Below are 25,273 nucleotides of genomic sequence, written 5' to 3' on the forward strand. Positions count from 1 at the left end.
GTTTTTCAGAACATCTGTTGACGAGCTTTATTTTGCCCTGCTGTTATTTCACACAAAGGTTAGTATAGCATAGAAAAAAGGCTCTGTAAAGCCTTTTAGAGTTTACTAGTAAAAAACGAGAATAGAGACATTCCCAGTTCTTGTGCTTTTCCTCTATACAGCTTAAGCCTCATCATCTATATAACGGATAAGAGTCTTTTCAGTCAGGATATCAGAATAGGTATAGGATTCCACATAGGTGTTACTGATTTCTCCGGGATTATTGGCACGGTCGCTGTATTCCACGATAAATAGGGAGGGATAAACCTCGATCAAGCGGCCAATCTTGGTCTTTTCACGCTTACGGCCGTGATCTAAAGTCATCTCAACTTCTTTTCCTTCATGTTTTTTGACCGCTTCTTTGATTTTTTTCATTTTTGCTACATCTGTAAATGCATCACTCATGGTTGCTTATTACCTTTCTTCAAACTGGGCGATAGAGGAGAATTTGTTGTATTCTTTTTGGAAAATCAGCTTAACCGTTCCACGTGCACCGGCACGGTTTTTTTCTAGGATAACCTCGATCGTATTATCTTCAAACTGATCGTTGCTCTCTTTTTGATCACCACGCTCATAGTAGTCATCTCGGTAGAGGAAGGCGACAATATCGGCATCTTGCTCAATCGATCCGGATTCACGGATGTCTGATAAGATAGGGCGCTTATCTTGTCTCTGTTCAACTCCACGTGATAGCTGACTGAGAGCGATGACTGGAACCTTTAATTCCTTGGCCAGGATCTTAAGCTGGCGAGAAATATCAGAGACTTCCTGCTGGCGATTCTCAGTCCTGGTCCCAGTAATCAGCTGGAGATAGTCAATGACAATGAGACCTAGACCCCCGACTTCTTGGGCTAATTTTCGAGATCTGGCACGAATCTCGGTTACCTTAATCCCCGGGGTATCATCGATATAGATAGGCGCATCAGCCAAGGTTCCTTGAGCTAAAGTGAGATTTTGCCAATCTTGATCGGTCAGCTGACCTGTACGTAAGGCATGGGAATCCACCATGCCTTCTGCTGCCAACATCCGATTGACTAGGCTGTCTGCTCCCATTTCTAGGGAGAAGATGGCAACTGGCGCATTTTGCTTGGTTCCTATATTCTGGGCGATATTTAGGACAAAGGCTGTCTTACCAACGGCTGGACGGGCTGCTAGGATAATCAGCTGATCTGGATGCAGACCTGTTGTAATCTTGTCTAAATCTCTGAAGCCCGTTGGCAGGCCGGTCACATCTGATGTCTGTTTGGAGCGTTCTTCTAGGCTTTCGTAGTTTTCTTTGAGGACTTCTGCAATCCGCTTAAAGCCACTGTTGCTAGTGCGCTCATTGATATCCACCAAAGCTTTTTCCGCATGGGCGATGATATCATCTGACTCCAATGAACCATCATAGGCTTCGTTGACAGTATCTGTCAACTTGCTGATGATATTGCGCAGCATAGCCTTCTCGGCTACAATCTTGGCGTAATATTCAGCATTGGCACTGGTTGGCACACTATTGACTAACTCAACAAGGTAAGCAATCCCACCAATATTTTGAAGATCATCTTGACTATCTAAGATAGCACGGACCGTCGTCGCATCAATGGCATCATTACGGTCATTGAGCGTGATCATAGCCTTGAAGATCACTCGGTGAGAATACTTGTAGAAATCCTCAGGCTCGATATATTCACGTACAGAGATTAGCTTCTCTGGACTGATAAAAATAGATCCAAGTACTGACTGTTCAGCCACCAAATCCTGGGGCTGAACACGTAATTCCTGAGTATCTGCCACTCTAGCTCACTCCTTTTAGACTGTTATCGACTTATGCTCTGCTTTCTGTAACCTTGAGCTTGATCTGTGCGTCAACTTCCTTGTGAAGCTTGACAGGGACTTCAATCAGACCGATAGCACGGATGGGCTGCTCCAAGTCAATCGAGCGTTTGTCAACTTTGATGCCAAATTGCTTTTGTAATTCTTCTGCGATTTTCTTAGCTGTAATTGATCCGAAAGTTCGGCCATCTGGTCCTACTTTTTCAGTAAATTGCAGGCGTGTTTCTTCCTTTTCAAGCCTAGCCTTGAGATCTTTAGCTTCTTGCAAGATTTCTGCTGCATGCTTATCTTCAGCTTTCTGTTTACCTTTCAGCTCGTTAATGGCTTGGTTCGTAGCTTCTTTGGCTAGGTTCTTTTTAATCAGGAAGTTTTGGGCATAACCTGTTGGAACTTCTTTGACTTCGCCTTTTTTACCTTTGCCTTTAACATCTGCTAGAAAAATAACTTTCATATTAGTCTTCCTCCTCGAGTATTTGGTCAATGATTTGGGTTAATTTTTGATAGGCTTGGTTGACAGTCGTGTCATCCAGCTGACAAGCAGCAAGGTTGAAGTGACCGCCACCTCCCATTTCTTCCATAATGCGTTGGACGTTGATGCCATCACTAGAGCGTGCTGATATGGCGATCTGCCCTGAGGCATTTTTGGCAATGACAAAGCTGGCATGGACATTAGCCATTGTCAACAAGGTGTCAGCTGCTTTACTTGCAATGACATTGCTGTAGGTCTGGTTTTGATCACCTCTAGCAATCATGATGCCATTCCCATAGTCCTGGCCTGTCAAGATGAGCTCATTGACTCGGCGGTAATCCTCGAAATCAGTCGCTGAAATTTGCTGGATTTCCGTACTATCACTACCTAGACTTCTTAAGTAGCTGGCAACGTCAAAAGTACGATTGGTCACCCGAGTTGAGAATTTCTTGGTATCTAGCATGATCCCAGCCATCAAGACACTGGCTTGTATTTTTGTCAACTTTTCTTGCGCATTTTGGAATTGGAGCAGCTCTGTCACTAGCTCGCTGGCACTGCTGGCTCCGCTTTCGATAAAGGTCAAGACAGCCTTATCTGGGAAATCTTCGTCCCGTCTATGGTGGTCAACAACAATGACTTCTGTAAACCTGTCGTAAAGCTCCCTAGAGAGCGTCAAAACCGTTTTGGAGTGGTCAACCATGATCAGTAAATCATTTGAGCTGGCCTTACTGAGAGCCTCCTCAACTGTGATCAGGCTGGTCTGTCCGTCTTTTTGAATTTTTTCAATGGCACGGGCAACATCTGCATTTAAATCGTTCTCATCAAAGACAGCATAGCTGGCATCCATAATATTGGCAGCAAAGCGCTGCATCCCGACGGCTGCACCAAGTGCATCCATGTCCATATTTTTATGACCTACTATGAAGACTCTGTTGGCTGACTTGATCCGATCGGAGATAGCTGTCATCATAGCTCTGGTCCGCGTCCGTGAGCGCTTGACCGTCGATACTGTTCCTCCACCAAAGTAGAGAGGGTTCTTATGATCATCGGTAGCATTGATGACCACTTGGTCCCCACCTCTCATCAGGGCAATATTAAGATTTTGCTGAGCCATTTGTCCAATCTCTTGGTGGTTATCTTCTCCATACGAGATTCCCATACTCAATGTCAGAGGCAATTCAAGCTCCTTGGCTGCTTCTCGGAACTTTTCTAGGATCGTAAATTTATCCTCAATCAGGGTCGATAGGACCTTGTAATCTGTAAAGAGGTAAAAGCGATCGACACTCATGCGGCGATAGTAAATATGCTGGCCTTGCGCAAACTCCGAAATAAAGCTGGCCACAAAACTATTGATCTGGGCAACATCACTGTCGGAAAGATTAGCCGTGGTATCATCATAGTTATCCACTGAGATAATCCCAATAACTGGCTGTTTCATCGAATCGTCGCCAGCAGCGTCACCACTAGCAGAGTCAAAGAAATAAAATAGACCTGCTGAAAGATCAAGATTGACAATATAAGTGTAATCATTGATCTGGATACGGTAGTTGGCTGAACCGGATTTTTTTTCTTGAATGATCTTACGTAATAGGTCGACATCCATCTTGCCGTCTTCCTTAGTAAAAATCAATTCTGCATAGGGATTGAACCAGCCGATCTCATCGCTTTCTGGGTCAAACTGAACCACACCAACTGGCATTCTATCTAAGAGCGTCTTTAGACTCAGCTCTGTCTGGTCATTAAGGCGCTCAATCTGCTCTAACTCAGAGAGTTCATAGGCCTGCTTTTGGTAGTAGAGCAAGCCCACCATAGCCACCAAAACAAGAAAGATGGCCAGTAAAAGAGCTGTCTCAGTGTGTACGGTCTTGACACAGATGGCAAGAATCCCAAAGAAGATCAAACCAATCATGACCAAGTGGATGGTCTCTAGTCGAATTTTTCTCATTAAATTTAACCTCATTAATCTCCTTATTATACCACAAAAAAGCCTAGAATCCTAGACTTCTTCTTGGTTATTGACCAACTTGTGACGGGTCTTAGATTAGGCCTTGCGGCTGGCCTTTTGATTGCCTTCTAAATAGACCATGAGAATGGAAATATCAGCTGGGTTGACGCCTGAGATCCGACTGGCTTGGCCGATGGTTTCAGGATTGATCTTTTTGAATTTCTGGCGGGCTTCGGTAGCGATGGAGTCAATGTCATCCCAGTCAATGTTAGCGGGAATTTTCTTTTCTTCCATGCGCTTCATCTTGGCTACTTGATCCAAAGCCTTGTTGATGTAGCCTTCATACTTGATTTCGGTTTCGAGTAGTTCGATCACTTTGGGACTGAGATCCTCCGCAGCTGGTCCGATGAATTTGACCACATCTGAGTAGCTGATCTCTGGACGACGCATAAATTCTTTGGCTGTCACGGCATCTGTCAAGGGCTTAAAGCCCATAGCAGCAACCCTTTCATTGGTTTCCTTGACAGGTTTTAGCTTGATAGTTGACAGGCGTGTCATCTCATTGTCAAACTGGGCTTTCTTGATCTCGAAGCTGAGCCAGCGCTCTTCATCAACCAAACCGACTTGACGACCAATTGGAGTCAAGCGCATATCAGCATTGTCATGGCGCAAAATGAGGCGGTACTCGGCACGAGAAGTGAGAAGGCGGTAAGGCTCCAGGGTTCCTTTTGTCACCAAGTCATCAATCATAACACCAATATAGGCATCGCTGCGCTTAAGAATAAGCTCAGGCTTGCCTTGCACCTTGAGGGCTGCATTGATCCCAGCCACTAGGCCTTGGCCGGCTGCTTCCTCATAGCCAGAGGTGCCATTGGTTTGACCTGCCGTAAAAAGACCAGAGATCAGCTTGGTTTCAAGAGTAGCCCGCAGCTGGTGGGGCAGGACAATATCGTATTCGATAGCGTAGCCTGTGCGCATCATCTCTGCCTTTTCGAGGCCTTTGATGGAGCGCAGCAACTCTCTTTGAACGTCCTCGGGTAGACTCGTTGACAGACCTTGGACATAAACTTCCTCTGTATCACGCCCTTCAGGTTCAAGGAAGAGTTGGTGGCGATCCTTGTCTGCAAAGCGGACAATCTTGTCCTCGATCGATGGGCAGTAACGTGGTCCAACCCCCTTGACGACACCAGAAAACATAGGCGCACGGTGGAGGTTTTTATTGATAATGTCATGGCTGGACTGGTTGGTATAGGTCAGCCAGCAAGGCACTTGATCCTGAAGATAGTCTTCATCTTTTGATAGAAACGAAAAATGATTTGGCTTTTCATCTCCGGGCTGGATTTCTGTTTCGTCGTAGTTGATCGTTGAAGCCTTGACACGTGGCGGGGTCCCTGTTTTGAAACGCCCAATTTCAAGCCCTAGTTTTTTAAGGTTATCCGCCAGAGTTACAGAGGCTAGACTGTTATTGGGACCTGATGAATACTTGAGGTCACCGAGGATGATTTCCCCACGAAGGGCAGTCCCAGTCGTGACCACGACAGCCTTAGCGCCGTACTTGATCCCAGTTGCTGTGACAACACCAACAACCTTGCCATCTTCGACCAAGATATCATCGATCATGCTTTGGCGCAGGGTTAAGTTTTCCTGCTGCTCAACGGTGTGCTTCATCTCACGCGCATAGAGGGCCTTATCAGCCTGCGCTCTCAGGGCACGAACTGCTGGACCCTTACCGGTATTGAGCATCTTCATCTGGATGTAGGTCTTGTCGATGTTCTTGCCCATCTCACCGCCCAGCGCATCGATCTCACGCACCACGATTCCCTTGGCAGAGCCGCCGATAGACGGATTGCAGGGCATAAAGGCCAGCATCTCAAGGTTGATGGTAGCCAGCAAGGTCTTGCAGCCCATACGGCTGGCAGCCAAGCTAGCTTCAACACCAGCATGCCCAGCCCCGACCACGATAACATCAAATTCTTCTGTAAATGTGTGTGTCATTTCGTCTCCTTCTGTTTGATAGAAATAGTATATTCAATCAATCCCCACAAAACTTTGAAAGTATTTTTTGTCTGAGTTTTTTTATGTGAATACAGTCCCCATAAGATATTTAATACAACATCAGCATCAGTTTTTTTGTTACGATAAAATAGTCGGTATTTCATGCCATTATTAACTTTATTCTGATTGACTTGACCCTGTTCTGATTTTTCAGATGTCGAAGCATTTAGACTAAATGTTTTACTTCTCTTACCATACCGATTAAGAGTTTTGGAATCGTAACCGTAATAGTAAACAATGTCATTTAATATATCCCTCATCTTGGAATATTCATATTCGCTACCGATACTAGGCATTTTCTTTAGACCTTTATAAATTAGGAAAAGAATAAATAGCACAAAACCACCAAGTAGCATGGAACTCCACGCCAATGTGTCCTTTATATAGCTATCTCCTAACGCAGTAATGGAAGTTATAATAATTGTGAGATTACCTAAAAATATCACCCCTACGAAAAAATTGGTTCTCCGATGATTTAAAGAAGCAGCTTCTTCTAATTCTTTCATCAACCTTTGGATAGTTACATCCAAAGAATCTGAGGATTTTTTTAAAATATCTTTTTTTATTTTCTCCAATGTTTCCAAATAAGTTTTTCTATCTAAACTTTTTTCACTAATACTTCTAAATTTTTTATATGGAAAATGCAGTATCCAAACTGCTATAACTGTAATTAATACTAAAAATCCTACATAATATCCTAGATGAATTGATAGTTTATTCAATCGACAGAATATCGGTACACCATAAATAGATCCTGCCAGTACAAAACTGTATATTATCAGTCCTGTGAAATATTGTCTTGAATATGATATAGCATTATAAATTTCAAAATGACAATTTATTTTTGAAAAAATATCATTATAAAAATTACTCATCTCTTGGTTTGAAATCTTGTAATCTCTTTCGCTCATTTCCCTTCCTCCATACAAAAATAGCCAAAACTCTCGAAAACTGTACGTCAAAAAACGTACAATTCTCATGAGCTTTGACCATCATGATGCTTGTTAGGGTAATTGTATCAAAATCTTTATTTTTGTCAATCTACCTGACTGAGTAGAATCTATTAAACGTATTGACGAACCTCTTGGTTGTTATAGGCATTGTCAATAATGGCACCGCCTAGGCATTCGTCACCATCGTAGAAGACAACGGCCTGTCCTGGTGTAATAGCACGCTGAGGCTCATCAAAGATGACCTCTGCCTTGTCGCCTGATACCTTGACAGTTACTTTACTATCCGGTTGACGGTAGCGGAACTTAGCTGTGCATTCAAAGGTGAATTCCTCAGGCATATCACGGGTAAAGTGGACTTGACTAGCCTGTAAAGAGGTTGACATAAGGGACTCATGGTAGAAACCTTGGCCGACATAGAGGATATTTTGTGATAAGTCCTTGCCGACAACGAACCAAGGGGCATTGTCCCCACCGTGCTGACCGCCGATTCCCAGACCGCCGCGCTGACCAATGGTGTAGTACATGAGACCAGCATGCTCACCCATATCACGACCATCAACGGTCATCATGCGACCGGGTTGTGCTGGTAGGTAGTTTCCTAAGAACTCTTTAAAGTTCTTTTCACCGATGAAACAGATACCAGTCGAGTCTTTCTTTTTAGCGGTCGCTAGGCCAGCTTCTTCTGCAATACGGCGTACTTCAGGCTTTTCAAGGTGCCCCAGAGGGAACATGACTTTTTGCAGCTGTTCTTGTGAGAGCTGGCTGAGGAAATAGGTTTGATCCTTATTGTTGTCAGCCCCACGCAGCATGTGGACAGTGCCATCTTGGTCACGGCTAACTTGGGCATAGTGACCAGTTGCCACGTAGTCAGCACCCAGACTCATAGCGTAATCAAGGAAGGCTTTGAACTTAATTTCCTTGTTGCACATCACGTCTGGATTGGGCGTCCGTCCGGCACGGTACTCGGCCAAGAAGTACTCAAAGACACGGTCCCAGTACTCTTTTTCAAAGTTGACAGAGTAGTAGGGAATCCCAATCTGGTCTGCAACTGCGGCAACGTCCTTATAATCTTCGGTCGCTGTGCAGACACCGAACTCATCTGTGTCGTCCCAGTTTTTCATGAAGACGCCGATGACATCATAGCCCTGCTGCTTAAGCAAGAGGGCTGTCACTGATGAATCGACACCGCCACTCATCCCGACGACGACACGTGTTTTAGCATTATCCGTCATAGATAATCTCCCATCAAATATAAGATGCTCAGGACTAAAAAGGCTAAAAACAGCTGTATTTTAGCCCCTGCTCAATTGGAAAAAGTGACCTAAATTTAGCCACTATTTCTTGGTTAACATAGACTTGAAGGGTCTAGTTATTCAACAATCGATTTGAAGGTCGACAGTGAAAAACGGCGTTAGCAAGGCTAACACCGTAACAGATTATAACATGATTTAATCAGAAAGCAAAATAGGATAACTCTTTCCTGTGCGGACTTTGATGATACTGATGACCGCTAAGGCCAGCCAAGTGAGAAGCGTCAGGGCAATCACAAAACCAAAGTAACCAGGGGACTTATAGGTCAGCGTCAAGCTATTGTGACCAGCCTTGGACGATACCGTAGGGACTCCGAAGGTCGATAGGGTATAATCTTTTGGTGAGAGCGTCTTACCATTTAAGGTCAAGACTGTCCGCTTATAAACCTCGATGGGAAGCTCTGTTCTCCCACCTTTGGAGTCCCAGCTCAGGGTCAAGTTCCCTTCTTTATTGATGGTTTTTTTAACATCTTTATTAAAAATAATCTTCTTGGCATACTCATCATAGGTATTGTAGCCTTTAATCGAACCATAGAGAGGGACATAATCAGGTGTTGACTTTTCAATACGGCGTAAGAGCAGGCTATTTTCTGGCTCAAACATGGCATAATATTGTTCTTCATAGCTGCCATTAGGATGAGTATGCTTACCTGGCTTCATGACATATCGGGAGGCTTTAGCTGCTTGATCTGCCTCTTGCAAGCTATTGATCGCTTGCCCTGCCCCTAATAGGGCACAGATTAACAGGAGGATACTGAGATATTTTTGCTTGGGCAGGCGACTGATGATCAAGGCGGCAATAACAATGACTAAGATCGTCGCTGGTACAAAGAAACGAAAAGGAAACTGAACTAACTTGGCAAAGCTATTGCCACGAGCGATCAACCAACCCCAGGGGAAATAAGAAGAAGCTAGGAAGAGGAAGAACAGGTAGACACCATTTAGGATACGCTCCCAACTTTCTATCTTTTTCCAGCGGTAAAGCAGGTGGACCAGCTGAACCACCATTAATACGGCCAATGCTACAGGGGTTACCAACCAATATTTGGATCCATTATTAATGGTATTAAAGGCCATCGTTTCATTGATAAAGGGATTGAGCAAGTTATTATCAGCTTTTAAAAATAGCAAGGCCAGCCAGACATTGGCTGTTAGAAGCAAGGTTATCCCTACAGCAAGCGCAACTTGAGCCAGAATACGCTTTTTATTTTGACTGATCATAAAGCCGTAAGCAAAGAAAGGAATATAGATCAAAATTAAGAAGAGGGTACTCAGTAAGTGGATATGAAACATCAAACTCACTGAAAATGCCAACTGCAAAGAATTGATCTCTTTTTTTAGGACAAAGCGGAAGGCTGGGATCAGAGAGAAGGGCATGACAGCTGCTCCCCAGCTCGTGAATCCCTGTCTCATGGTCCAATATTGGATGGAAAAGGTCGTCAGATATAGGAAAGCTAAGGGAAGGGAAATCTTATCTTTGATTTTTAATGTCCGCAGCAAGCTATACATGGCTGTCCCAGAAACGATACCTAATACTAGGCGCGATACTAATTGGTAACCAAACCAGGTCCTGCCCAGTAGGACTAATATCCCTTGAAAATAGGCAAAGAAGGGACCATAGAGAGCGTTGACAATCCGTCCTGACTGCTGGAAGCCGTAGATCGAGACAAAGTAAGAGAAGTTGTGCTCTCGAATCTGCATGGCAGCATCATAAAACCTATTGTAGTGAAAGAGGGAATCCGCCCCCATAGCAAAGGTATTGCTTCTCCATTGTGGAAGGACGAGCAAGAATGAGAAAAGAGAGATCAATAGAACTGCTCTTATATAGTGAAACCAAGTCTTTTTCATCATGTCAATCTCCGAATGTCGTCAAAATCAGTTTCTAGTATAGCATAAAAAAAGAATTTGGAACAAACCTTCCAAATTCTTTCTTAGATACTATTTATGGCTTACATTCCCCAAGCTGATAGGCCTTGAGCGTTATAAGCATTGATGGCTGCATTGACTTGGTCATCGACAGTTGCTGTGGATCCCCAACCTGGCATGGTTTGGAAGAGACCTGATGCGCCTGAACCATTCGCAACATTTGGGTTTCCATTTGACTCACGCGCGATGATGTATTCCCATGTTGACTGGCTGACACCTGTAGCCGCAGCCATTTGTGCAGCTGCTCGGCTACCAACTTCACCGGCTTGATTACCATTTGCCAAGGTATAGTTAGCAGATTGTGCACCTTGTGATGGAGCTGCTGTTTGAGCGTCAGCATTGGCTGTTTCAGAAGCGTCTGTCGCTGCTGTTTGACCAGCTTGAGCGCTGTCATTTTCCACTGTTGCTAGCTCGGTAGAGGCTGTTTGCGTAGAATCGTTTGCTTCTTGTGTTTTGCTTACTTTTTCTTGTTTATTATCATTGGCACTATCGGATGTCGTTGAGACTTCTTCGGCAAAGGATAGGTCAGATACTGGATCTTTGTGGTTATGTTCAGAAATAAAGCCGAATACCATGGCTGCTAAAGTCGTTAAGATCGTAAAGATAACGAGTTTATCAGATTTTTTATTTTTTTGTTTCTTATGCATTGGGCTACTCCTTTTTTGCTTTTGCGTGATTCCATACTATCTAAAAGTTATTACTGTTGAATTGTTTTAAGGTTAAAAATATTACAAGTGCATTTTTTTTAGATAAAAAAGAGAGTGGAACACAATCAATAAACCGTGATTTTCTCACGGTTTTGATTTTCTTTGCTGCTTTTATTCCGCTCTATTTCCTGTATCAATCTACTAATACCAGCCATTAGCGTTCCAAAACTCTAGGGCTTTGCTCCATGATCCATAGCGTGAGGTGACATATTCGTCAGCTACACGTTCCTGATTTTCAGGCGATAGGTCATTATTCAAATAAGACTTGGTCAGCTGATAGCGGCCATAGTATTGGCCATTTTGTGCTGTATAGCTGCCTCCAGATTCTTTTTGAGCGATGGTTTCCTTGGCTGCAGCCTCTGAGTCTTTCTTTGAACTGGATTTACTGTTTTTAGCTGACTCGGTCTCACTCTCACTATGACTTACAACTTGGGTAGCTGTGGCTTCTGATGTTGCTGTTTGACTGTGCCTTGCTGCTGGCGCTTGGGGAGCAGAAGCAGCTGACGCTTGTGATTCTGGCTCAGATGAACTAGACGACGGGCGACTAGGAGCTTTAGCTGATTGCTGAGTTGGCTTTGGATCCGTCTTGGCCTTTGTTTCTGGACTATCTGACTGACTCGCTGACTCAGAGCTAGGCATCGCTGCTTGTGCTGTCTCACTAGATGATGCTTGTGAGGTAGCCAATAGGGAGTCACTCGCTGGTGTCTGGCTGGATTTTTCCTGACGAGGCTGTTCAGGCACTGTCTCACTTGGGGCCTGTGCTGTAGTTTGAAGCTTATCCTGCTGAGTATTTTTTTGATCCGCATCGGTAGGCTCCAGCTTAAGCGCTTGACCAGCCATGATGAAGTCTGGATTTTTTATATGATTCAGCTGGGTTAGATTGGTAACGCTGGTATTGTATTTTCTAGCAATGGCAGATAGGGTATCTCCACTTTTAACAGTGTAAGTATCTGCTTGAACGACATGAGATACGCTGACTGCTCCAAGAGCTGTTGCAGCAGACAGGCCAAGTAAGGCCAATTTTTGTGATTGGCGATTATTTTTTCTGTGTGTTTTAATTGTCATGATCACCACTCCTTTAAAAAATATAGTGACCACTATACACATTTATTATTACTTTGGCTTTGATCTTGGGTTAAAAATATTACAATCGCATTGAATCTCTATGAGTAATCCTGAATGCTTCCTAATAAAATAGAAGTATTTATAAAAAGCTGTTTAAAAGACGAGCCTGAGATAAAAATCCAGACTCGTTAATATTATCTTAAATTTATCAGATTAACGCAGTGGTTGGGAGTCCTTATCTTGGGGCGCATTCTTATTTTCAGGCGCTCCCTTAAACAGTCCACTGGACTGTTTAACTACCATGCAAGTGATAGCTCCAACAGTTTGGGGAACTGTTGGAGGTGGGCGGAGGTGGGTTAAAAAGCTCTAGTAGAGCTTTTTAATCGGGAAATAAAGCTTGCAAAGCAAGTGTCAAGCTCCAGTGGACTTTGGCAGTCTATCCCCAGACTGCCAAAGCCTGCCACCTAAAAATAAGAAAGTGGCAGAACTTCGAGTCTAAAAATGGGAAAGCGAGATAAATCAAAACCGTGATTTTTTCACGGTTTACTGATTGAGTCCCACTCTCGTCTTAAAATGATTATTTTCATTATCTTTTCGAGAAAATTAGTCTAGTTCTTTAGCCAAAAAAGTGTTAGGGCTAGGATCAACATGGCTAAAAGAAAGAGGCTGTCTGCTAGGCGCCAGCGAAGCTGACGATATTTCGTCCTCCCATCGCCACCTTGATAACCTCTAGCTTCCATAGCTATAGCTAGAGCATCCGCACGCTTAAAGCTAGACGCAAAGAGCGGAATCAAAATCGGGATGACTGATTTAATTTTTTGGAGTAGGTGACCCTCGCCAAAATCTACGCCACGTGCTTGTTGTGCCTTCATAATCCTAGTCGTATCATCCATAAGTGTAGGAACAAAGCGCAAGCTCAAAGATAACATCAAACCAATCTCGTGGACCGGAACCTTTAAGGGTTTGAGAGGTTTGAGTAGCGATTCCACTGCGTCAGACAGGCTTAAGGGGGTTGTCGTCAAAGTGACCAAAGTAGAAAAAGAGATAATTAGTATAAATCGCATCAAAATCAGTCCCGCCATATGCAAGCCTGTATCTGTGATGCTTAGAAAGCTGAAGGTCCAAATTACTTGTCCTTGATGGTTGAAAAAAAGCTGGAAGGCAGTTGTGAATAATATGAGTACGAATACAGACCTGAGACCATTGATAAAAAAGCTCAATTTGACTTGGGATAACAAGATCAAGATCAGGGTAAAACCAGCCATGATAAGGTTAGTTAGAAGGTTATTGGCCCAGAAGATGATCAGGATAAAGGCAAACATGGCTAACAATTTGCTCCTGGGATCCAGTCTGTGAATTAAGGAATGACCAGGGATGTAGCGTCCTAGAATGAGATTATCCATTAAGTACCTCCACGAATTCCTCTATAGTAATGGGAAGCTGGTCGATCTTCCAACCTTTCTTGACCAAATCATAGGCAAAACGGGTAATTTTGGGAACTCCTAGTTGCTTGCTTTCTAAAAACTCCACTTTTTGAAAGACAGACTTAGGTAGTCCTTGATCGATGATGCGACCCTTTTCTAAGACATAGGCATAGTCAGCAAAATTCGCCACATCATCCATGAGGTGGGTGACAAGTACAATGGTTTGTCCCTGATCATGGAGCTCTGAAAACAGTTCCATCAGCTCTTTACGTCCCTTAGGATCAAGACCTGCTGTCGGCTCATCTAGGACTAGGACTTCTGGCTCCATGGCTAGGATACCTGCGATAGCGACCCGTCTCATCTGTCCTCCTGAGAGCTCAAAAGGATTTTTATCGAATAAGTCCTCAGCAATCCCCACCTGCAATAACTTTTCCTTGGCGACCAACAGAGCATCTTCTCTAGTGACCCCAAAATTTTGGGGACCAAAGGCGACGTCCTTGAGTACTGTCTCTTCAAAGAGCTGACTTTCAGGAAATTGGAATACCAGGCCAACTTTACGGCGGAGAGGACGGATGGTCTTGTTTTTGGATTGCGCTGTTATTTGGATATCATCGACTTGTACCAAGCCCTTAGTCGGCTTATTGAGCCCATTTAGCAGCTGCATAATCGTAGACTTTCCGCTGCCTGTATGACCGATAAAGGCTGTGTAGGAAGCGTCCTCAATCTGCACGGTCGCATCAAAAAGCGCCCGCTCCTCAAAGGGGGTTCCTTCTTGATAGGTAAAACTTACTTGCTCGAGAGTAATGCCCATAGGTCATCTCCTAGTTCTGATTCGGTGGCATATGCTTTATCTATGGCAAATGGGGTCTCTTTAAGGGCGCTTAGGAGAGCTGTTGTAAAGGGACAATCTAAGCCAAGCAGATCTAACTCATGTCCTCGTCCTAGGAGCTCTCTTGGTGTAGAGGTGGACTCGATTCGTCCTTTTTTCATGACGAGGACACGATCGCTCAGGGCTACCTCATCTAAGTCATGTGTAATAGACAAAATCGTCATTCCATAGTTATCCCTAACTTTTTTGATGGTTTCCATCAGTTCCAAACGCCCTTGGGGATCAAGCATACTGGTTGCTTCATCTAGGATCATAATATCTGGTTGCATGGCTACAATACCAGCGATTGCCACTCTTTGTTTTTGTCCGCCGGAGAGTCTGGCAGGTTCCCTATGAGCAAACTCACTCATGCCAACTAAATCGAGACTCTCTGTGACACGCTTTTTCATGTCCTGATAAGGTATCCCTTGGTTTTCTAAACCAAAAGCGATATCGTCTTCAACCGTTGCACCGACAAATTGATTATCAGGATTTTGAAAGACCATCCCTATTTTTCGTCTGATGTCCCAGACAGTATCTTGTGTCAATTCTTGGTCTGCAATTTTAATTGTGCCGGATTTTGGCTCAAGGAGACCATCAATCAATCTCACGAGAGTTGACTTTCCTGAGCCATTGTGTCCGACGATGGAAAGCCACTCCCCTTGTTTGACGTGAAACGTCACATTTGTCAGGGTGTTTTCTTGGCTTTCAGGGTAAGCAAATGTCAGACCTTCTAGTGATATTATTGCTGTCATCGTTATTGAAATGTATCTTTGAATAAATAGCCTGCACCTTTGAAGTAGTCATAGCCTGAATAAATGGTGAAGATCAAGGCGATGTAGAGCATGACTAAACCTGCTGTTTCTAGGTGGCAAAGCAAGAGGATAACACTGAGCATCTGAGTCACAGTCTTAATCTTACCAGGCATAGCAGCAGCAAGGACTGTTCCTCCGTTTTCGACTAGGAGTAGACGCAAGCCAGTCACTGCTAGCTCTCGACAGATGATAATGGCCGATACCCAGGCTGGTGCTAGATCCATCCCGACCAGCATAATAAAAGCTGACATCACCAGCATTTTATCCGCTAGCGGATCTGCAAATTTACCAAAGTTGGTCACGACTCCCCATTTTCTTGCTAAATAACCATCCAGATAATCTGTGAAGCTGGCAATAGCAAAAACAATAGCGGCAATCACATGCATAACGATCCCGTGCCCTTTAAGTGAGGTCAGGATAAGAAATAGGGGAATCATAAAGATACGAATAATAGTCAATAAGTTTGGTAAATTTTCTTTTTTTGTCATTGAGATCTCTTTTCTATTTTTGGTCAGTCTCGTCTTTTATACTCTCTTATTATAGCAAAAAATATGGGGTTTTAAACTAGTCTGGGAAGACTGTCATCTCTGATATGGCCATCTGGTCCAAGACCAACTGCCCCGTCTCGATTACATCCTCTAGTGTTAACTGGGTTAGATAAGTCGGTACCTGGAGGTAGGACTCCTCATCCGTTTGGTAGGCGGCTAATTGTGTCATGAGGTGCTCGACGCTATCTAAGCTCCTGATAAATTCTCCGTAGTATTCACGCTTCAGGGTATTTAAGTGCTCCTCATTTAAGTCTGGATTGGTCTTGAACTGTTTGATAGCTCTTTCTAATTGATTGCCTAAATTAATCGGCTCCAAAGTGTCAGAACTGATAATGACAAACTGGTAACGACGTGATACCTCAATATCAATATCAAAAGAATCATCAATGATTCCCTGATCATAATATGTTTGATAGTTCTGACTCGTCCAGCCAAGGATCATGGAGAAAAAGAAACGCAGTTTCAGTTTTTGGCTGACTAAACTTCCTTCACTAAGGGGAGCCAATCTAATACCCATGGCTAGCTTAGGCTTCGCTACCTCTCGTTGAACAGAGGCTTTCTTGACAACTTCTGTCAAGTTGATACGTTTTCTGTCAATATTATGTTTATGACTTGTAAACTTCTTTTGCTTTTCCTGGATACGCTGGCTGACTAACTCTTTGTCAAAGTTGCCAACAACAAAGAGGCTCATATTCGATGGTGTATAATAGGCTCTATGACTGTCTTTTAAGTCTTTTAGGGTGATATTAGCTAAACTTTCCTGACTCCCTGCGATATCTTCAGCCAGGGGTGTTTCAGGATAAAGATTACTCAAGATTCCGTTGTAAAGTTTGTAGTCAACATCGTCAAGGTACATGTCAACTTCCTGTTTGATAATGGCCTTTTCAGCCTCAACTGATTCTTGATCGAAGTCTGCTGTCATGATAAATTCCTGCAGCAAGTCTAAGGCTTCTAAGTTTTCACCATGGGATGAAAAATAGTAGGCTGTCTTTTCGTAACTCGTAAACGCATTGCTGTCAGCTGAGAGTTTTGCAAATTCTAGAGCAGCATCTTTGCCATCTGCTAACTCAAACAACTTATGCTCTAAGAAGTGGGCGAGCCCTGCTTTGTTTACAGGTGCTTCATTTTCTTTTGTTGCTGGAGCATCAAGGGAGCCAAACTTAACCTCAAGCAGGGCAGACATCTCAGCAAAATCTTCCTTGGGGTACAAATATAGATGAAGGCCATTATCTAAAACCTGATGATAGACAGGTTCATGGGTATAGTCAAACGCTTGTTTTTCCAACATCTCATTCTACTCCTTCTAGATAATAGATTGCTTGTAGGTGGCATTGCCGTGCGGCTGCAATAATATCAGCCTTACTAGCTGCTTGAATGCGCTCATCCCAAGAAGAATCATCTGTCTTTTCACTAAGGAAAAGAGACCTGTTATAATTTTTCTCAATGAGATACTTAGGATGGTCGCCAGCAATATGTCTCTGAGCAATCAAGAGATCTTTGGTCTGTTTCAGGAGGTGACCAGAAAAGCGGCCCAATTTAAAATCATACCATTGTCTATTGATTAGATTTAAGGCCTGCTCTCGTTTGCTGCTATCGATACCTGCGTAAATTTGTAGTAAACCAGTGTAGGGGTCTATTTGGCTACCAATACTGTAGGCTAAGCCAGCTTTTTCTCTAACTTGTGTAAATAATCTGGAATGACTAAAAGCTCCAAGCATACTATGTAAGACCTGATAAACAGGATAGGTATCGTCACTCAAGCGCACAGGTAAATTGTAGGCTAACTGGAGAATTGACTGCTTGTCCGATTGTTGTTCAAGCTGCTCCTTGATGATGGCTTGCTTATCTTGCTGATAGGTGGTAGCCGCTATTTCTGATCGTGCCTGAAAAGGAAATTGATTTAGCTTGTCAAGGGCAGCAGCCGTATCAAGGTCGCCGAGTAAAAAAATATCGATCTGATCTTCCCGCAACATTCTTTGCAACTCTTGATAGGCGGTATAAGAGGTTTCTTGCTCAACTAGATTTGGATCAGCAAATCTAGACACTTGTAAATTTTCATCTCTATAGTAAAGTTTGTGTAATCCTAATTCACTGTAATAAAAACTGTCCTCTTTGTCTGCTTTTAGGTAGTTTATCAGATTCTCTTTCTCAATATCAAATGCTGTTGATTGGAATTGCTCAAGAGTGCTCAAAGGGTTGTAAAGGACATTGTAAAGGATGTCAAAAACTTCCTCTAGGATAGTTTCTTGCCCTAGGAGGTAGCGATCATTTAAAAAATCAATGTCAATATCGACTAAGTGATACAGTCCTCGATCGGAAACATGTGTTGACAAGCTGGTCCCATACATATCGGCTAGAGCCCTTCTAAATACCTGGTTGGTCGGATACTTTTGGTTGGCTAACCCAAGCATCTGGGCTACTAATACTCGTTTGGCAACCGTCTCTTTGCGGCGATTCCCTGTAAACCTAACTGTCAACTTATTGGTTTTAAACTTCTTTGTTTGAATGTGGTGCAAATTGACACCATCAACAATTTTCATGACAAGTCCTCATCCGTTTGTTAATGCCTTAAATTATAACAAAATATGCTATAATATTCTCATTAGAAAGTCGAGGAACGTATGGAATACAAACTCTTTGATGATGTCATTCTTTTACAGTCTCTTTTGAAAGATTTGCGAATTATTCCAACCGGCGGCGCTGTTAAGTCTTTTTTAGCTGAAACGACTGTACTCTTAAATGGCAAAGACGAAAAGCGACGTCGTAAACAATTAAAAGCGGGGGACACCATCACTATTCCCTCTGAGAACTTAGAGATCACCATTATTTCACCATCTGATGAAGAAATTGCTCAGCATGAAGCTGAACGAGCTGAGGAAAAACGGGTCGCTGCTCTGGTCAAAGAGATGAACCAATCCTATAAGGCTAAGAAAAAACAGTCTAGACAGGTTTCTAGTGGGCGTGGACGGACTCCTAGACAGGGGAAAAATCAAGCACCAGTCAGATTTCCAGGTAGGTAACATGTGGCTCGAATCCATTAGACTTAATAATTTCCGTAACTATCATGAAATGTCAGCAGAATTTTCCAAGGGTCTAAACGTTTTTCTTGGAAAAAATGCCCAAGGAAAGACCAATTTCCTAGAGGCCATATACTTCCTTGCCTTGACCCGCAGTCATAGGACACGAAGCGATAAGGAACTGATTCGTTTTCATGAGACAGCTCTTCGAGTTTCAGGACAGCTCCAACGCTCTAGCGGTAAACTTCCTTTAGAAATCAATTTATCTGATAAGGGGCGTATTACCAAGATCAATTATCTCAAACAAACGAAATTATCCGATTATATTGGTAATATGACGGTTGTCCTTTTTGCACCAGAAGACCTACAGTTGATTAAGGGATCTCCTAGTTTACGTCGTAAATTTTTAGACATCGATCTAGGGCAGATTAAACCGGTCTATTTATCTGACTTATCCCATTACAACCATATCCTTAAGCAGCGCAATGCCTATCTCAAGACAGCTTCGATCATTGATGCCGATTATCTAGCCGTTATTGATGAACAGCTAGCTGACTACGGCAGCCGTGTTATGGAGCATCGCTATCATTTTATCAAAGATCTAGCCAGGGAAGCTGACCAGCATCACCATACTATCTCTAATCAGATGGAACATCTGAGCATCTCTTATGAAGCATCAGTCAAGTTTGACCAGATTGAGCTGATCAGGGAAAATTTCCTTGAACAGCTCAAAAAAAACTACCATCGTGATAGCTTTAAAAAGAATACGGGAGTTGGTCCTCATCGTGATGATCTGACTTTTTTTATCAATGATATGAATGCTTCCTTTGCTAGTCAAGGTCAGCAGCGAAGTTTAATTTTATCCCTAAAGTTAGCAGAAATTGAGTTAATCAAGCTGACGACTGGTGATTATCCTATATTACTGCTTGACGATGTTATGAGTGAACTTGACAACCATCGTCAAGTGAAACTTTTAGAAGGCATCAAAGAAAACGTCCAAACCTTCATTACAACAACGAGTTTAGAGCATTTACATCATTTACCAGAAAACTTGAAAGTCTTTACAGTAGACAAGGGCTCTATCAAGGTAAGCCAATGAAATGCTTATTTCCTCTATATCATAGGTGTCAATATTATTGACAGGAACTTTACAAAGAAACGAGTCTGAGACAAAAGTCCAGACTCGTTAATATTATCTTAAATTTACCAGATTAACGCAGTGGTTGGGAGTAAGACTTATTGGCTATGCCAACTTTAGTCTTACCCCTGCACAGTTCATTAGGTGCTTTAGCACCAATGAACCACTGCTGATTGGTAGTCCTTATCTCGGGGCGCTTTCCTATTTTCAGGCGCCCCCTTAAACAGTCCACTGGACTGTTTAACTACCATGCAAGTGATAGCTCCAACAATTTGGGGAACTGTTGGAGGTTATCTAATCTCATGAACGATGTTCATCTTATCCCCAACCTCCAAAGATCCACCGGATTTTTTGTGATGAACTTACTGTTCATTTTATTTTCAACCTCAAAAGGTCTCCCAGACCTTTTGAGCTATGCGGAGGTGGGTTAAAAAGCTCTAGTAGAGCTTTTTAATCGGGAAATAAAGCTTGCAAAGCAAGCGTCAAAATGCTCCAGTGGAGGATTTCTACCCGAGTCTAAAAATGGGAAAGCGAGGTAAATCAAAACCGTGATTTTTTGTCCCACTCTCTTTTAATCGCTTTATTACTACATTATTGCACTGAGTAGTTGGGTGCTTCATTAGTAATTTGAACATCATGTGGGTGACTTTCAATCAAGCCAGCTCCTGACATTTCAATGAATTGCGCCTTATCATGAAGGGCTAAAATACTTTCAGCACCAGTATAGCCCATACCTGATTTGATACCACCGACTAATTGGAAGACGATATCTGCCGCTGCACCCTTGTAAGCTACACGGCCTTCAATTCCTTCTGGAACTAGCTTGTTAGCTTCATTGACAGACCCTTGGAAGTAACGATCGCTGGATCCCTTCTTCATAGCGGCTACAGATCCCATACCACGGTAAGTTTTAAATTTACGTCCTTGGAAGATTTCCGTTTCACCTGGTGCTTCATCAGTACCAGCCAACATTGAACCGAGCATAACAGCATGGCCACCAGCAGCTAAGGCTTTGACAATATCACCTGAATACTTGATACCACCGTCAGCAATAATCGTCTTACCGTATTCACGAGCAACACCAGCTGCATCGTAGATAGCTGTAATTTGCGGAACACCGACACCGGCTACAACACGAGTCGTGCAGATAGATCCTGGACCGATCCCAACCTTAACGACATCAACACCAGCATCATAGAGGGCACGCGCCCCTTCAGCAGTTGCAATATTACCAGCAATTAAGGTCTTATCTGGGAAAGTTGCACGAATTTCGGCAATCTTGCGGAGAACACCAGCTGAATGACCATGAGCTGTATCAATAACAATGGCATCGGCCCCAGCTTCAAAGAGAGCTGTTGCTCGTTCAAAGGTATCTGAAGTGACGCCGACTGCAGCTGCTACCAGGAGACGGCCAAATTCATCCTTGGCAGCATTTGGAAACTCGATGACCTTTTCAATATCTTTGATGGTAATGAGGCCAGATAAACGACCATTATCATCGACTAATGGTAATTTTTCAATGCGATGCTGCTGTAAGATTTGTTCAGCTGTTTTTAGATCTGTACCGACAGGGGCTGTTACAAGATTAGCACTTGTCATGAAGTCTTTAATGGGCTTGGTAAAATCTGAGATGAAGCGCATATCACGATTGGTGATGATACCGACCAACTTGCGGTTATCCATAGTCTCAACGACAGGGACACCTGAGATACGATAGCGACCCATCAATTCATCTGCCTCGGCAACGGTATGCTCTGGTGTTAGGAAGAATGGGTCAATAATCACACCATTTTCTGAACGCTTAACCTTGCGTACCTCTTCAGCCTGTGCTTCAATTGGCATATTTTTATGGATAACACCTAGACCACCAGCACGCGCCATAGCAATGGCCATACCACTTTCTGTGACGGTATCCATAGCAGCAGTAATAATAGGGATATTTAGAGTCAAATTGTCTGCCAATTTCGTTTGCATATTCACATCATTTGGCAAAACATGACTCTCAGCTGGAATAAGCAAAACATCATCGAATGTGTAACCTTTTTTCAAAAACTTAGTGTCCCAATTTGACATCACTACCATCCTCTTTTCTATATAGGTTAAGGCCTATAAACCTCATATTATTAGTATATAATCATATCACGCCATTTTTTTTTGTCAATATGAAATAAAGGATAAAATAACTTGTCATAAAAATGTGATTAAACATCGCTATCACTTGGAAAAGGGCTAAATAAAAACAGAGGTCGGAACAAGTGTTTCCAACCTCTGTCAACTTTTACTTTACTTAAGTATTGCAGCATTCAGCTTAAAAATAATTGATTCCCATAGCTGATTTTACTTGATCTAGGGTCTGAGCGGCGATTTGACGAGCTTCTTGGCTTCCCTTTTCTAGCATGCGATAAACTTCCCCCATGTCTTTGGCCAACTCCAGACGACGCTCACGAATAGGTCCCAACTCACGCTCCAAGATTTCAAGCAAGTAGCGCTTGGTTTTGACATCTCCCAGGCCACCACGCTGGTAGCGGTCTTTCATGGCTTGGATTTCTTCTTGGTCCTCTGGACGACCAAAAACATCCAAATAGTGAAATACCATATTGCCCTCGATCTGACCGGGATCTTCGACCTTGATATGATTGGGATCTGTATACATACTCATGACTTTTTTCTTAAGCGTATCTGCGTCATCAGCTAGGTAGATACCGTTGCCGAGAGACTTAGACATTTTGGCATTGCCATCCAGTCCAGGTAGGCGGCCAGCTGATTCATTGTCAGGATAGATCCCTTCTGGCTCGACTAAGATATCTGTCGTATAAGCGTGATTGAAACTGCGAACAATCTCACGTGTCTGCTCAATCATGGGCTTTTGGTCATTACCAACCGGCACAAAGTTAGCTTTAAACGCTGTAATATCTGCTGCCTGAGCGATAGGGTAAACCAAAAATCCCGCTGGGATAGACTCCCCAAAGCCTTTTTGGGCAATCTCGGTTTTGACTGTCGGGTTGCGCTCGAGACGTGCCAATGAGACAAGGTTCATGTAATACATGGATAACTCGGCCAATTCAGGAATCTGACTTTGAATAAAAATCGTTGATTTTTCAGGCGATAGGCCTGCTGCTAAATAATCCAGAGCAACATTGCCAATGGAGTCAACAATGGTCTTTGGATCCTTGGCATGATCTGTCAGGGCTTGCTGGTCAGCTAGGAAGACAAACATTTGATAGTTTCCTTCATTTTGGAGACGGACACGGTTTTGTAAGCTACCGACATAATGACCAATATGTAATTGACCAGTTGGACGATCTCCTGTCAGGATAATAGGTTTAGACATGGTAATACCTCTTACTTTAATTGGTTCGTTCCTTAGATTATACCATAAATCGTCGTGAACTTATCAGTCTTGAACTAGTCAGACCTTTTAAGAGACAAGAAGATTGAGGGGTTAAAGCTCGGTCATTATTTGAAATATCTACCTATTTCTAGTAGAATGTAATGAATACAAAAAAGAGATAAAAGAGGTAGTTTCATTGCTCACAGTTTCCAATATTTCACTGCGTTTTAGTGATCGTAAACTTTTTGATGATGTCAATATTAACTTTACATCTGGTAATACTTATGGTTTGATCGGTGCTAACGGTGCTGGTAAGTCAACCTTCTTAAAAATTTTAGCTGGTGATATTGAGCCCTCAACAGGACATGTGTCTTTAGGGCCAGACGAACGCCTCTCTGTTCTTCGTCAAAACCATTTTGACTATGAGGATGAGCGTGCTATCGATGTGGTTATCATGGGAAATGAGCAGCTCTATACCGTTATGAAAGAAAAAGACGCTATTTATATGAAGGAAGATTTTTCCGAAGAAGATGGTGTCCGTGCAGCTGAGTTAGAGGGGACTTTTGCAGAGCTAGGTGGCTGGGAAGCAGAGAGTGAGGCTTCACAGCTCCTGCAAAATCTCAATATTCCAGAAGATCTTCACTACCAAAATATGAGTGAACTTAGCAACGGTGATAAGGTCAAGGTTCTCCTAGCTAAAGCCCTCTTTGGTAAGCCTGATGTTCTTCTTTTAGACGAGCCGACCAATGGTCTTGATATTCAGTCTATTGCTTGGTTGGAAGATTTCTTGATCGATTTTGAAAATACCGTGATTGTGGTTTCCCATGACCGTCACTTCCTCAATAAGGTCTGCACCCATATGGCTGACCTTGACTTCGGTAAGATTCAGATCTATGTTGGTAACTACGATTTCTGGAAAGAATCTTCTGAACTGGCTGCTAAGCTACAGGCAGATCGCAATGCTAAAGCAGAAGAAAAAATCAAAGAGCTGCAGGAGTTTGTTGCTCGCTTCTCAGCCAATGCTTCAAAATCCAAGCAAGCGACATCACGTAAGAAAATGCTGGATAAGATTGAACTAGAGGAAATTGTTCCGTCGAGTCGTAAGTATCCTTTTATCAATTTCAAATCTGAACGAGAGATTGGTAATGATCTTTTGAGCGTAGAAAATCTCTCTGTTACCATCGATGGTGAAAAGGTCCTTGACAATATCAGCTTTATCCTTCGTCCTGGTGACAAAACAGCCTTTATCGGTGAAAATGATATTCAAACGACAGCATTGATTCGTGCTTTGATGGGTGAAATTGACTATGAAGGAACCATCAAGTGGGGCGTGACAACCAGTCGTTCTTATCTGCCCAAGGATAACTCAAAAGACTTTGCCGGAGGGGAGTCTATTCTTGAGTGGCTTCGTCAGTTTGCCTCAAAAGAAGAAGATGACAATACCTTCTTGCGTGGTTTCTTAGGTCGCATGCTCTTTTCCGGTGACGAGGTTAACAAGTCTGTCAATGTCTTATCTGGAGGGGAAAAGGTGCGCGTGATGCTCTCCAAACTGATGCTGCTTAAGTCTAACGTCCTTGTGCTAGATGATCCTACCAATCACTTGGATTTGGAGTCCATTTCTAGTTTGAATGATGGACTGAAAGATTTCAAAGAGTCTATTATCTTCGCTAGCCATGACCATGAGTTCATCCAGACCCTAGCTAACCACATCGTTATCATCTCAAAAAATGGTGTTATTGACCGTATTGATGAGACCTATGATGAATTCCTTGACAATGAAGACGTTCAAGCTAAGGTCAAGGCCCTCTGGAAATAATCTAGCCTGCCTTACGAGTCTGGACCATGCTG

21 protein-coding genes are annotated in these 25,273 nt (G+C 43.0%); 3 read left to right on the forward strand and 18 right to left on the reverse strand.

The genetic code is table 11. From position 1 onward, the window contains the following. Positions 1-162: 162 nt before the first annotated feature. The 16 genes from AC4HAJ_RS03025 to yfmF all read right to left on the reverse strand — a co-directional run bounded on the left by AC4HAJ_RS03025 (position 163) and on the right by yfmF (position 18,479). Positions 163-444, reverse strand: a complete 282-nt coding sequence (locus AC4HAJ_RS03025) for a Veg family protein (RefSeq protein WP_491078677.1) — start codon at positions 442-444, stop codon at positions 163-165. A 9-nt stretch (positions 445-453) separates the two neighbouring features. Next, positions 454-1,815, reverse strand: a complete 1,362-nt coding sequence (gene dnaB, locus AC4HAJ_RS03030) for a replicative DNA helicase (protein ID WP_491078678.1) — start codon at positions 1,813-1,815, stop codon at positions 454-456. 31 nt (positions 1,816-1,846) lie between these two features. Then, positions 1,847-2,305, reverse strand: a complete 459-nt coding sequence (gene rplI, locus AC4HAJ_RS03035) for a 50S ribosomal protein L9 (RefSeq protein ID WP_491078679.1) — start codon at positions 2,303-2,305, stop codon at positions 1,847-1,849. Position 2,306: 1 nt separating this feature from the next. Beyond that, positions 2,307-4,268 carry a GGDEF domain-containing protein gene (locus AC4HAJ_RS03040; RefSeq protein ID WP_491078680.1) on the reverse strand — a complete coding sequence of 654 codons (1,962 nt, stop codon included), beginning with the start codon at positions 4,266-4,268 and terminating at the stop codon, positions 2,307-2,309. A 96-nt stretch (positions 4,269-4,364) separates the two neighbouring features. After that, positions 4,365-6,263: a tRNA uridine-5-carboxymethylaminomethyl(34) synthesis enzyme MnmG gene (mnmG, locus tag AC4HAJ_RS03045; protein ID WP_491078681.1), complete on the reverse strand. Its 1,899-nt coding sequence runs from the start codon at positions 6,261-6,263 to the stop codon at positions 4,365-4,367. Beyond that, complete coding sequence (locus AC4HAJ_RS03050; protein ID WP_491078682.1) at positions 6,260-7,234, reverse strand: hypothetical protein; 975 nt, start codon at positions 7,232-7,234, stop codon at positions 6,260-6,262. The genes mnmG and AC4HAJ_RS03050 overlap by 4 nt, the downstream gene beginning before the upstream one ends. A 152-nt stretch (positions 7,235-7,386) precedes the next feature. After that, positions 7,387-8,508 carry a tRNA 2-thiouridine(34) synthase MnmA gene (mnmA, locus tag AC4HAJ_RS03055; RefSeq protein WP_491078683.1) on the reverse strand — a complete coding sequence of 374 codons (1,122 nt, stop codon included), beginning with the start codon at positions 8,506-8,508 and terminating at the stop codon, positions 7,387-7,389. Positions 8,509-8,724: 216 nt separating this feature from the next. Further along, positions 8,725-10,437, reverse strand: a complete 1,713-nt coding sequence (locus AC4HAJ_RS03060; protein WP_491078684.1) for a hypothetical protein — start codon at positions 10,435-10,437, stop codon at positions 8,725-8,727. Positions 10,438-10,535: 98 nt separating this feature from the next. Next, positions 10,536-11,159, reverse strand: coding sequence for a transglycosylase SLT domain-containing protein (locus AC4HAJ_RS03065; RefSeq protein ID WP_491078685.1), 624 nt, complete (start codon positions 11,157-11,159; stop codon positions 10,536-10,538). A gap of 201 nt (positions 11,160-11,360) precedes the next feature. Further along, complete coding sequence (gene apf / locus AC4HAJ_RS03070) at positions 11,361-12,284, reverse strand: aggregation-promoting factor (RefSeq protein ID WP_491078686.1); 924 nt, start codon at positions 12,282-12,284, stop codon at positions 11,361-11,363. Positions 12,285-12,892: 608 nt separating this feature from the next. Further along, positions 12,893-13,687, reverse strand: coding sequence for an energy-coupling factor transporter transmembrane component T family protein (locus tag AC4HAJ_RS03075; protein ID WP_491078687.1), 795 nt, complete (start codon positions 13,685-13,687; stop codon positions 12,893-12,895). After that, positions 13,680-14,519: an energy-coupling factor transporter ATPase gene (locus AC4HAJ_RS03080; RefSeq protein ID WP_491078688.1), complete on the reverse strand. Its 840-nt coding sequence runs from the start codon at positions 14,517-14,519 to the stop codon at positions 13,680-13,682. The genes AC4HAJ_RS03075 and AC4HAJ_RS03080 overlap by 8 nt, the downstream gene beginning before the upstream one ends. Further along, positions 14,495-15,331, reverse strand: a complete 837-nt coding sequence (locus AC4HAJ_RS03085; protein WP_491078689.1) for an energy-coupling factor ABC transporter ATP-binding protein — start codon at positions 15,329-15,331, stop codon at positions 14,495-14,497. The genes AC4HAJ_RS03080 and AC4HAJ_RS03085 overlap by 25 nt, the downstream gene beginning before the upstream one ends. A 2-nt stretch (positions 15,332-15,333) precedes the next feature. Further along, positions 15,334-15,879 (reverse strand): CDP-diacylglycerol--glycerol-3-phosphate 3-phosphatidyltransferase, encoded by a 546-nt coding sequence (gene pgsA / locus AC4HAJ_RS03090; RefSeq protein WP_491078690.1) that lies wholly within the window; start codon positions 15,877-15,879, stop codon positions 15,334-15,336. Positions 15,880-15,955: 76 nt separating this feature from the next. Further along, entirely contained in the window at positions 15,956-17,227 is a 1,272-nt protein-coding gene (yfmH, locus tag AC4HAJ_RS03095) for an EF-P 5-aminopentanol modification-associated protein YfmH (protein WP_491078691.1), read from the reverse strand. Between the two features lies 1 nt (position 17,228). Then, complete coding sequence (gene yfmF, locus AC4HAJ_RS03100; protein ID WP_491078692.1) at positions 17,229-18,479, reverse strand: EF-P 5-aminopentanol modification-associated protein YfmF; 1,251 nt, start codon at positions 18,477-18,479, stop codon at positions 17,229-17,231. Positions 18,480-18,560: 81 nt separating this feature from the next. Between yfmF and AC4HAJ_RS03105 the strand changes: the two genes are divergently transcribed. Both AC4HAJ_RS03105 and recF read left to right on the forward strand, forming a co-directional pair. Beyond that, entirely contained in the window at positions 18,561-18,959 is a 399-nt protein-coding gene (locus AC4HAJ_RS03105) for an RNA-binding S4 domain-containing protein (RefSeq protein WP_491078693.1), read from the forward strand. Position 18,960: 1 nt separating this feature from the next. Continuing rightward, on the forward strand, positions 18,961-20,055 hold the full coding sequence (gene recF / locus AC4HAJ_RS03110; protein WP_491078694.1) for a DNA replication/repair protein RecF: 1,095 nt from the start codon (positions 18,961-18,963) through the stop codon (positions 20,053-20,055). Positions 20,056-20,685: 630 nt separating this feature from the next. On the opposite strand, the gene guaB is transcribed toward recF, so the two are convergent. Together guaB and trpS are read right to left on the reverse strand one after the other, a co-directional pair. After that, positions 20,686-22,167: an IMP dehydrogenase gene (gene guaB, locus AC4HAJ_RS03115; RefSeq protein ID WP_491078695.1), complete on the reverse strand. Its 1,482-nt coding sequence runs from the start codon at positions 22,165-22,167 to the stop codon at positions 20,686-20,688. A gap of 235 nt (positions 22,168-22,402) precedes the next feature. Next, positions 22,403-23,425, reverse strand: a complete 1,023-nt coding sequence (gene trpS, locus AC4HAJ_RS03120) for a tryptophan--tRNA ligase (RefSeq protein WP_491078696.1) — start codon at positions 23,423-23,425, stop codon at positions 22,403-22,405. 196 nt (positions 23,426-23,621) lie between these two features. Between trpS and AC4HAJ_RS03125 the strand changes: the two genes are divergently transcribed. Continuing rightward, positions 23,622-25,241: an ATP-binding cassette domain-containing protein gene (locus AC4HAJ_RS03125; RefSeq protein WP_491078697.1), complete on the forward strand. Its 1,620-nt coding sequence runs from the start codon at positions 23,622-23,624 to the stop codon at positions 25,239-25,241. Positions 25,242-25,273: the final 32 nt, after the last annotated feature.

The sequence above is a fragment of the Streptococcus sp. ALY_211 genome (assembly GCF_058314555.1).